The following is a 10,343-nucleotide window of genomic DNA, read 5'->3' as shown; positions in this document are numbered from 1 at the left end:
CACCTGCACCAGGCTGGCCCCGGCGAGCGCGATCGGCAGCGCCATGATCGCCATCACCGCCAGATAGGTAGCCAGGCCGAAGCGCGCGCGGTGCAGCGCCCCTGCATCCTGCGCCTCGACCAGCCCCATATAGAATTGTCGGGGCAGCGCGACGATCGCCATCAGCGAAATGAGAAAGATCACCGCGAACTCGACCGATAGTCGTTCGGGCCGGAAATTCTCCGCGATCAGTGTCGTGCCGCGATCGACGGCATCGGCATCTGCACCGGCGAGCAACACCACGGCCACCGCCGCGACCGCGGTGAGCGCAATGATCTTGATCACCGATTCGAGCCCGATCGCATAGACCAGCCCCTCGCTGCGCCCGGCCAGCTCGTAGCGGCGCGCGCCGAACAGGATCGCGAACAGCGCCAGCAGCACCGCCGCGCCGATCATCGCCGCATCGGCCATCGGCCTGCCCGAGGCGAGCGAAAGCGCGCCGCCGATCGAGCGGAATTGCAGCGCGACATAGGGGATGGTGCCGACCAGCGCGATCAGGGTCACCAGCCGCGCGACGCCATTGTCGTGCCCGAAGCGCGCGGCGATGAAATCGGAAACGGTGGTCGCCTGCTCTTCCGCCACGGCCTGGGTCAGCCGCCTGAGGAAGCGCGGGGCGAACAGCAACAGGCAGATCGGCGCGAGATAGATCGGCAGGTAGAACCAGCCATCGCGCACGATCGAACCGACCGCGCCATAAAAGGTCCAGCTCGAGCAATAGACGCCGAGCGCCAGCGTATAGGCGAGTTGTCTGAGCCAGGGCCGCCGTTCCGCCTCGCCCGCGCGCCGCTCGACAAAGGCCGCCACCGCAAACAGCAGCAGGATGACCGCAAGCCCGATCAATGCCGCCGACGGCAGGCTCATAAGCTCCCGCGCTCCTCCCCCGGCCCGACAGGGCTCGTGGCGGTCAGTCTATGTCAGGGGCGCAAGCGCGGTCAATCGCGCCCGACGAACAGCTCCGCCATCGCATCGATGATCGCCTCGCGGTCGAGGCGGTAGGTGCGGTACAGGTCGGGCAGATCGCCGGTCTGGCCGAACCGGTCGGTGCCCAAGGGGCTGACGCGCTGGCCGCGCACGCCGCCGAGCCAGGAGAGCGCGGCGGGCGAGCCGTCGAGCACGGTGACCAGCCCTGCGCTCGGAGACAGTTGCCCGAGCAGGCGGGCAACATGGCTCTGCCCACCGGGGCTGCCGGTCCAGCGCGCCGACCTTTGCGCCGACCAGTCGCGGTGCAGCCGATCGGGCGAGGTGACGGCAAGCAGGCCGAGGCCGGGAATGTCGTCCTTGAGCGCCTCCCAGGCGGCGAGCGCCTCGGGTGCGACCGCGCCGCAATAGGCGATCGCGGCCTCTGCCCCCGGCGCGGGTTCGCGCAGCCAATAGGCTCCCGCAAGCGCATCCGCCTCCCAGGCGTCGTCCACGCGGGCGACCTGTTCGATGACGCGGGTGGTGAGCCTGAGATAGACCGACGCGCCGTCCTGCGCCTGCATGTGCCGGAACGCGAAGCCCATCATCAGCGCGACCTCGTCGGCGAATGCGGGCTCGAAGCTTTCCAGTCCCGGCTGGCCCACGCCGATCAGCGGGGTGTTGATCGACTGGTGTGCGCCGCCCTCGCCCGCCAGCGTGATGCCCGAGGGCGTGCCGACCAGCAGGAATCGCGAATCCTGGTAGCAACCGTAATTGAGCGCATCGAGCCCGCGCGCGATGAACGGATCATAGACCGTGCCCACCGGCATCAGCCGCGTGCCGAAATGCGGTGCCGAAAGGCCCAGGGCGGCGAGCGCGAGGAAGAAATTGTTCTCGGCAATGCCGAGCTCGATATGCTGGCCCGCCTGGTGCGCCGCCCATTTCTGCGCCGAGGGGATCTTCACGCGCTGGAACACATCGGCCAGCTCCTGACGGCGGAACAGACCGCGCTGGTTGACGAACGCGCCGAGGTTCGTCGTCTGCGTCACATCGGGCGCGGTGGTGACCAGCCGGTCGGCGAGCGGCGCGTCCGACTTGGCGAGATCGTGAAGGATCTTGCCGAACGCTCCTTGCGTCGATTGCTCCGCGCCCTCGGGCACCGGCAGCCGGTCGGGCAGCGGGATCGCTGGCGCGGCATGCTCTGCCTGTTTGCGCGCGATCGGGCTATCGGCAACGAAGGCCTGCAGCGCGCTGGCGAGATTGTCGCCCAGCCCCGACCATTTGCCCCATTCCTCGCCCGGCGCTATACCGAGGGCTTCGCGGAAGCCCTCGATCTGCGCGCCGTTCATCATGCCCGAATGGTTGTCCTTGTGCCCGGCGAGCGGAAGGCCATAGCCCTTGACGGTATAGGCGATCAGCAGCGTCGGGCGCTCGTCATCCATGCTGTCGAACGCGTCGAGCAAAGTCTCGATGCAGTGGCCGCCCAGATTGGTCATCAGCTGCGCCAGCCCCGCATCGTCGAACGAGCCGAGCAGTTCGGCCACGCCGCGCTTCCTGCCGATATCGTGCATCAGCCGCTCGCGCCAGGCCGCGCCGCCCAGATAGGTGAGTGCCGCAAAATCGGCATTGGGACAGGTCTCGATCCAGTCCTCCAGCGCCTTGCCGCCGGGGCGCTGGAACGCCGCGCGCTGCAGCTTGCCGTGCTTCAAGGTCACGACGCGCCAGCCGCAGGTCTCGAATATGTCGTCGAAGCGGCGGAACATGCGGTCCGCCGTGGTGGCATCGAGTGACTGGCGGTTATAGTCGACGATCCACCAGCAATTGCGCAGGTCGTGCTTGTAGCCCTCGATCAGGCATTCGTAGATATTGCCCTCGTCGAGCTCGGCATCGCCCATCAGCGCGATCATCCGCCCCGCCTGCTCCTCGCGCAGCTGGCCGTGCGCGATCAGATAATCCTGCACCAGCGACGAAAACGCGGTGATCGCGACGCCCAGGCCCACCGATCCGGTGGAGAAATCGACCGGGATGCTGTCCTTGGTGCGCGAAGGATAGCTCTGCACCCCGCCGAGCCCGCGAAACCGCTCCATCTTCTCGCGCGTCTGTTCGTCGAGCAGATAATGGATCGCGTGCAGCACGGGTCCGGCATGCGGCTTCACCGCCACCTTGTCCTGCGGGCGCAACGCGTGGAAATAGAGCGCAGCCATGATCGCGGTCATCGAGGCGCAGCTGGCCTGGTGCCCGCCGACCTTGAGCCCGTCGCGCTTTTCGCGGATGTTGTTGGCATTGTGGATCATCCACGAGGAGAGCCAGCGCAGCCGCTGCTCGATCTCGGTGAGCAGCCGGACGGTCTCGGCGCGGCTTTCGGTGGTTACGGTATCGATGACCATGGGGGCCTCTGCGTCAAATCGGGGGGAATCGTGCTTTCCCCCATGCCCGAAAGCCATGAGTGTCATCCAGCATTTTCGTGCGGCGGGCGCCAATGCGGAGACGCCGCCGGTTGAACCCCCGGCGGCTAGCTGCTAGCTGCGCGGCGGACTCGCCGGGGTCGCCTGTGCGCGGCCCGATCTCGCCTCTTGCCGCAAGGACAGCTTATGGTCCCCCGTTATGCCCGCCCGCAAATGACTGCCATCTGGGAGCCGGAAGCCAAGTTTCGCATCTGGTTCGAGATCGAGGCGCACGCCACCGACGCGCTCGCCGAAATCGGCGTGGTGCCCAAGTCCGCCGCCAAGGCGCTCTGGGCCTGGTGGGCGACCAACCCGGCGATCGATGTCGCCGCGATCGACGCGATCGAGGCGGTGACCAAGCACGACGTCATCGCGTTCCTGACCTGGGTGGCGGAGCAGGTCGGCGACGAGGCGCGCTTCATGCACCAGGGCATGACCAGCTCGGACGTGCTCGACACCTGCCTTGCCGTCCAGCTCGCGCGCGCCACCGACATCCTGCTCGCCGACATGGACGCGCTGCTCGAAGCGATCGAGCGCCGCGCGATGGAGCACAAGTACACGCCGACCATCGGCCGTAGCCACGGCATTCATGGTGAGCCGACCACCTTCGGGCTCAAGCTCGCCCAGGCCTATGCCGAATTCGACCGCTGCCGCGCTCGCCTCAAGGCCGCGCGCGCGGAAATCGCGACCTGCGCGATTTCGGGCGCGATCGGCACCTTCGCCAATATCGACCCGCGCGTCGAGGCGCATGTCGCCAAGAAGCTGGGCCTGGCGCTCGAGCCCGTCTCGACCCAGGTCATCCCGCGCGACCGTCATGCGATGTATTTCGCGACCCTGGGCGTCATCGCCTCGTCGATCGAGCGGCTGGCGACCGAAATCCGCCATTTGCAGCGCACCGAGGTGCTCGAGGCCGAGGAATATTTCTCGCCCGGCCAGAAGGGTTCGTCGGCCATGCCGCACAAGCGCAATCCGGTACTGACCGAGAACCTGACCGGCCTTGCGCGCATGGTGCGCAGCGCGACCATCCCGGCGATGGAAAATGTCGCCTTGTGGCACGAGCGCGATATCTCGCACAGCTCGGTCGAGCGCTATATCGGCCCCGATGCCACGATCACGCTCGACTTCGCGCTGGCGCGGCTCACCGGCGTGGTCGACAAACTGCTCGTCTATCCTGAACGGATGCAGAAGAATCTCGACAAGATGGGCGGGCTTGTCCACTCGCAGCGCGTGCTGCTGGCGCTGACCCAGGCGGGCGTGAGCCGCGAGGACGCCTATCGCCTGGTCCAGCGCAACGCGATGAAGGTGTGGGAAGCGGACGGCGCGCTGTCGCTGCTCGACCTGCTCAAGGGCGATGCAGAGGTCACCGCGGCGCTGTCGCCGGAAGAGATCGAGGAGAAGTTCAACCTCGATTATCACTTCAAGCATGTCGACACGATCTTCGCACGCGTTTTCGGCTGAACATCGAGGGGCGTAACGCCCCCACGGCATCGGACGAACCGCGATGGCCGGGCTGCGCGCCCGGCGTCAGGAGGTTCGTCGATGGTCCGTGCAGTGTCTTATGGTGTGAGCGCGCCACTGACAGTGGCCGTTCATGCCGGTTCGCGGGGCGAATGGCGGGTGGTGCGTCAAACGACCCGGACCGGCGAGGACCTGCCGGTTGCCGCGCGCATCGGCACCGGCAGTCCCGTGGACACGCCGCTGTGGACGCTGACCGGCTTCACCTCGAACCTGCGCTATACCACGGCCTCCGAACGCCAGCGTCTCGATGCGCGCTCCGCCCCGTTGGGACGCAGCGAAGCGCGGATGGCCGCGCTGATCCCGATCCGCAAATCGCCAGCATGGTGGGCGATGGCGCAGGACGAGCGCCGCGCGGTCTATGAACGCTCGGGCCATACGCCGATTGGCCTCGGCTATCTGCCCGGCATCGCGCGCCGCCTGCATCACTGCCGCGACCTTGGCGAACCGTTCGACTTCCTCACCTGGTTCGAGTTCGAACCCGAGCTGGAAGGCGAGTTCGACGATCTGCTCGCGCGGCTGCGCATCACCGAGGAATGGCGCTATATCGATCGCGAGATCGACATCCGGCTGATCCGCACCGACTGACCGGGCCATTGTCCGCTGGGACAGCGGACTGGCCAAGCCGCAATTATCCTCCTATGCTTGCCATCGACCGCCGGGACGCGGGCTGGCTTGAGGGAGAATGCGCTTGAGGGAGACTGGGCGGTCATGCAGTTTCTGAAGACACTTGTGCTCATCATGATCGCGGTGGTGTTTGTCGTGTTCGCCTATAACAACTGGCAGGCGGTGACGGTGGACCTGTGGGGCGGGCTGGAGCTGGTGACCAAGCTGCCGGTGCTGCTGCTGCTCACGTTCCTGGCAGGTGTACTGCCCACATGGGCCTATCATCGCACCGCGATGTGGCGGCTGAAGCGCAGGCTGGCAACGCTGGAGGCGAACCAGGCGCGCACGGCAGCGACACCTGTGGCAGCACCGGCACCGTCGCCAGCCACGGAATTTGCAGACCATGCCGAGCCTGAACCGGTATTGCGGTCGGTCTGAAGGATCATAACAGGGGCCCGTTTTCCATCATGTCCAATCCCATCTATCTCGCGGTCGATCTTCCCGATCTGGCCCGCGCCACCGCTCTGGTGCAGCAGGTGCGCAGCCATATCGGCGGGGTGAAGCTGGGGCTGGAATTCTTCTGCGCGCATGGCCATCACGGCGTGCACGAGATCGCGAAGATCGGCCTGCCGATCTTTCTCGACCTCAAGCTGCACGACATCCCCAACACTGTCGCGGCAGCGATGCAGGCGATCCATGTGCTCGAACCCGCGATCGTGACGGTCCATGCCGCAGGAGGTCGCGCCATGATGGAGGACGCCAAGGCCGCCGCCGGAACCAATACCAAGGTGGTGGCGGTCACCATGCTGACCAGCCTCGACGACAATGACATCGCGCGGATCGGCTATTCCGGAAGCGCGCACGACAATGTGCTGCGGCTTGCCGAGCTGGCGCATGAGGCCGGGCTCGACGGTATCGTCTGTTCGGGCCAGGAGGTCGGCGCGGTGCGGCAGCAATGGCGCGACGGCTTTTTCGTCGTCCCCGGCGTGCGCCCCGCCAGCGCCGCGATGGGCGACCAGAAGCGCGCCGTCACCCCGCGCCAGGCGCGCGATGCGGGCGCATCGGTGCTGGTCATCGGCCGTCCCATCGCCCGCGCGGAGGATCCCGATCAGGCCGCGCGCGACATCATGGCGACATTGTAGAATATCCCCCATATTACCGTCACCCCCGCGAAGGCGGGGGTCCCGCTTTTGCGCCAGGTAGCAGCAAAGCGGGATTCCCGCGTTCGCGGGAATGACGAGACACGGGAAACGAAGGTAACATGACCACCCTCATCAAGATCTGCGGGCTTTCCACCGAAGCGGCGATCGATACCGCCGCGCGCGAGGGCGCGACGCATATCGGGCTCGTCCATTTCGAGAAGAGCCCGCGCCATGTCACGCTCGAACAGGCCGCCGAGCTGCGTCGCTGCACGCCTTCCCATGTCAAGGTCGTGCTGCTGCTGGTCAACGCCTCGCCAGAGCTGACGCAGCGCGCGCAGCGCACCGTACGGCCCGATGTCATCCAGTTCCACGGATCGGAAAAGCCCGAATGGCTGCGGATCGTGAAGCAGCACATGCCGGTCGAAGCGTGGAAGGCGCTGGGATTGCGCAGTGCAGACACGCTGACCAATGCCCGCAGGTTCGATGGCAGCGCCGACCGGTTGCTGTTCGATGCCCCAGCCCAGGCGCTGCCCGGCGGAAACGGATCGGTGGTCGACTGGTCGCTGCTGGTGGGCCATCATCACGCCCTGCCCTGGGGGCTGGCAGGCGGGCTCAACCCCGATAACGTGCGCGAAGCACTGGCCGCGACCCAGGCCCCGCTGGTCGATGTCTCCTCGGGCGTGGAAAGCGCGCCGGGAGTCAAAGATATGGACAAGATCGCCCGCTTTTGCCAAGCGGTTCGCGACCATGACCAACACCGCAACCCAGCTTAACAGCTATCGCAATCAACCCGACGCACAGGGCCATTTCGGCCAGTTCGGCGGGCGCTATGTTGCCGAAACCCTGATGCCCCTGGTGCTCGATCTGGAGAAGCACTATCGGGCCGCGAAAGCCGATCCCGCGTTCCAGGCGCAGTTCGACGACCTGCTCGAACATTATGTCGGAAGGCCCAGCCCGCTCTATTATGCCGAGCGGCTGACCGAGGAACTGCGCAAGGCCGCCCCCGAGGGTAAGGGCGCACAGGTCTGGTTCAAGCGCGACGAACTGAACCATACCGGCGCGCACAAGATCAACAACTGCATCGGCCAGATCCTGCTCGCGATGCGCATGGGCAAGACGCGGATCATCGCCGAGACCGGCGCGGGCCAGCACGGCGTCGCCACCGCGACCGTCTGCGCCCGCTTCGGCCTGCCTTGCGTGATCTATATGGGCGCAACCGATGTCGCGCGGCAGCAGCCCAATGTGTTCCGGATGAAGTTGCTCGGCGCGGAGGTCGTGCCGGTGACCAGCGGCGCTGCCACGCTCAAGGATGCGATGAACGAGGGGCTGCGCGACTGGGTCGCGAACGTCCACGACACCTTCTACATCATCGGCACCGCCGCCGGCCCGCACCCCTATCCCGAACTGGTCCGCGATTTCCAGAGCGTGATCGGCAAGGAAGCGCGCGAACAGATGCTGGCGCGCACCGGCCGCCTGCCCGACCTGCTGGTCGCGGCGATCGGCGGCGGATCGAACGCGCTCGGGCTGTTCCACCCGTTCCTCGACGACCAGGTCAAGATGCTCGGCGTCGAGGCGGCGGGCTATGGCCTCGATGGCGACCAGCACGCTGCCAGCCTGCTCGGCGGCTTTCCCGGCATCCTGCACGGCAACAAGACCTATCTGCTGCAGGACGAGGACGGCCAGATCACCGAGGGCCATTCGATCAGTGCGGGCCTCGATTATCCCGGCATCGGCCCCGAACATGCCTGGCTCAAGGACATGGGCCGCGTCGAATATACCGCGATCACCGATGACGAGGCGCTGGACGCCTTCCAGCTGCTCTGCCGCACCGAGGGGATCATCCCCGCGCTGGAGCCTGCCCATGCGATCGCAGCGGTGGCCAAGGTCGCCGCGACCATGGACCGCGACCAGATCATCCTCGCCAACCTGTGCGGCCGCGGCGACAAGGACATCTTCACCGTGGCGGACAAGCTGGGAGTGGAGATGTGAGCGCGCGCCTCGCTAACGCCTTCCCCTCCGACCGCGCGGCGCTGGTGTGCTTCGTCACCGCGGGCGATCCCACGCCCGCCGCCACGCCCGCGATCCTCGACGCGCTGGTCGAGGGCGGCGCGGATGTGATCGAGCTGGGCATGCCGTTCACCGATCCGATGGCCGATGGCCCCGCGATCCAGGCGGCGAACCTGCGCTCGCTGGCAGCTGGCACGAAAACCGCCGACATCTTGGCAATCGCGACCGATTTCCGTAGCCGCCACCCGAACGTACCGCTGGTGCTGATGGGCTATGCCAACCCGATGACCCGGCGCGGTCCCGAATGGTTTGCCGAGGCCTGCGCATCCGCCGGCGTCGATGGCGTCATCTGCGTCGATATTCCGGCGGAGGAAGACGCGGCGCTTGGCCCGGCGCTGCGCGCAAAGGGCATCGCGCCGATCCGGCTCGCGACGCCGACCACCGATGCCGCGCGGTTGCCCGCCGTGCTCAAAGGCGCGGGCGGGTTCCTCTATTATGTCTCGGTCGCCGGGATCACCGGCAAGCAACAGGCGGCGCAGGCGAGCATCGAGGAAGCGGTGACGCGGCTCAAGGCATCGACCGACCTGCCCGTCGCCGTGGGCTTCGGCGTGCGCACGCCCGAGCAGGCCGCAGCCATCGCGCGCGTCGCCGATGGCGTCGTCGTGGGCAGCGCGATCGTCGACATTGTTGCGCAGCATGGCAGCAATGCTGCAGCGCCGGTGCGCGACTATATCCGCAGCCTCAGCACCGCCATCGCCGCCGCCCGCCACACCACGAACGCCTGACAGGAGCATCCCCATGAGCTGGTTCAGCCGTGTCCGCAATTCGATTCCGCTGATCGCCAAGCGCGACACCACGCCCGACAATCTCTGGCACAAGTGCAAGGCTTGCGGCGAAATGGTGTTCGCCAAGGAATTCGAGGACAATCTGTCGGTCTGCCCGAAATGCGGCCATCACGAACGCATCGGCGCACAGGCGCGCTTTGCGATGCTGTTCGACGACAAGATCTGGGAAGAGCTGCCCGCGCCGGTGGTCAAGGAAGACCCGCTCAAGTTCCGCGACAGCAAGAAATATGTCGATCGCATCAAGGCCGCCCGCGCGGCGGGCACCGCCACCGATGCGCTGACCAATGCATTGGGCCGCATCCAGGGGCACAAGGCGGTGGTCGGCGTGCAGGACTTCGCCTTCATGGGCGGATCGATGGGCATGGCGGTGGGCGAGGCGTTCATCCGCGGCACCGAGCGCGCGATCGCCGAGAAATGCCCCTATGTCATCTTCACCGCCGCCGGCGGCGCGCGTATGCAGGAGGGCATCCTCTCGCTGATGCAGATGCCGCGCAGCACCGTGGCGATCAGCCGGCTGCACGCTGCGGGCCTGCCGTATATCGTCGTGCTGACCGACCCGACCACCGGCGGCGTCACCGCGAGCTATGCGATGCTGGGCGACATCCAGATGGCTGAGCCCAATGCGCTGATCGGCTTTGCCGGACAGCGCGTGATCGAGCAGACGATCCGCGAAAAGCTGCCCGAAGGCTTCCAGCGCTCCGAATATCTGCTCGAGCACGGGATGCTCGACATGGTGGTCGAGCGCAAGGACCTGCGCGAACGACTGGGCAGCGTGATCGACTATCTGATGGCGGCCAAGGCGGCGGCGTGACCCGAAAGCCCCTCCCCTTCAGGGGAGGGGTTGGGGT

General features: G+C 66.7%; 9 protein-coding genes and 1 pseudogene. 8 read left to right on the top strand and 2 right to left on the bottom strand.

The genetic code is table 11. The features are described 5' to 3' along the window. A pseudogene (locus AX735_RS20675) lies at nucleotides 1-900 on the bottom strand (hybrid sensor histidine kinase/response regulator); the annotation flags it as partial. A gap of 71 nt (nucleotides 901-971) precedes the next feature. Further along, complete coding sequence (locus AX735_RS20670) at nucleotides 972-3,323, bottom strand: transketolase (RefSeq protein ID WP_137775989.1); 2,352 nt, start codon at nucleotides 3,321-3,323, stop codon at nucleotides 972-974. 204 nt (nucleotides 3,324-3,527) lie between these two features. Here AX735_RS20670 and purB point away from each other — a divergent pair, with 204 nt between their 5' ends. The 8 genes from purB (at nucleotide 3,528) to accD (ending at nucleotide 10,306) form a co-directional block, all read left to right on the top strand. Beyond that, entirely contained in the window at nucleotides 3,528-4,838 is a 1,311-nt protein-coding gene (gene purB, locus AX735_RS20665; RefSeq protein ID WP_066284330.1) for an adenylosuccinate lyase, read from the top strand. Nucleotides 4,839-4,919: 81 nt separating this feature from the next. Then, nucleotides 4,920-5,483: a chlorite dismutase family protein gene (locus AX735_RS20660; protein ID WP_082751233.1), complete on the top strand. Its 564-nt coding sequence runs from the start codon at nucleotides 4,920-4,922 to the stop codon at nucleotides 5,481-5,483. Nucleotides 5,484-5,606: 123 nt separating this feature from the next. Next, nucleotides 5,607-5,939: a hypothetical protein gene (locus tag AX735_RS20655; protein ID WP_066284328.1), complete on the top strand. Its 333-nt coding sequence runs from the start codon at nucleotides 5,607-5,609 to the stop codon at nucleotides 5,937-5,939. 29 nt (nucleotides 5,940-5,968) lie between these two features. After that, on the top strand, nucleotides 5,969-6,643 hold the full coding sequence (gene pyrF, locus AX735_RS20650; protein WP_066284327.1) for an orotidine-5'-phosphate decarboxylase: 675 nt from the start codon (nucleotides 5,969-5,971) through the stop codon (nucleotides 6,641-6,643). 119 nt (nucleotides 6,644-6,762) lie between these two features. Then, the gene (locus AX735_RS20645) at nucleotides 6,763-7,416 is read left to right on the top strand and encodes a phosphoribosylanthranilate isomerase (RefSeq protein WP_066284324.1); all 654 of its coding nucleotides are present in this window, start codon (nucleotides 6,763-6,765) and stop codon (nucleotides 7,414-7,416) included. Continuing rightward, entirely contained in the window at nucleotides 7,391-8,632 is a 1,242-nt protein-coding gene (trpB, locus tag AX735_RS20640) for a tryptophan synthase subunit beta (protein WP_066284323.1), read from the top strand. The genes AX735_RS20645 and trpB overlap by 26 nt, the downstream gene beginning before the upstream one ends. Continuing rightward, a complete protein-coding gene (gene trpA, locus AX735_RS20635; RefSeq protein WP_066284322.1) occupies nucleotides 8,629-9,435 on the top strand; it encodes a tryptophan synthase subunit alpha in 807 nt (268 codons plus the stop codon). The genes trpB and trpA overlap by 4 nt, the downstream gene beginning before the upstream one ends. A 13-nt stretch (nucleotides 9,436-9,448) precedes the next feature. Continuing rightward, nucleotides 9,449-10,306: an acetyl-CoA carboxylase, carboxyltransferase subunit beta gene (gene accD / locus AX735_RS20630; protein ID WP_066284317.1), complete on the top strand. Its 858-nt coding sequence runs from the start codon at nucleotides 9,449-9,451 to the stop codon at nucleotides 10,304-10,306. Nucleotides 10,307-10,343: the final 37 nt, after the last annotated feature.

This window comes from Blastomonas sp. CCH1-A6 (assembly GCF_001556365.1).
GTDB classification, from domain to species: Bacteria; Pseudomonadota; Alphaproteobacteria; order Sphingomonadales; family Sphingomonadaceae; genus Blastomonas; species Blastomonas ursincola.
This window is presented reverse-complemented; position numbering and strand designations above follow the sequence as displayed.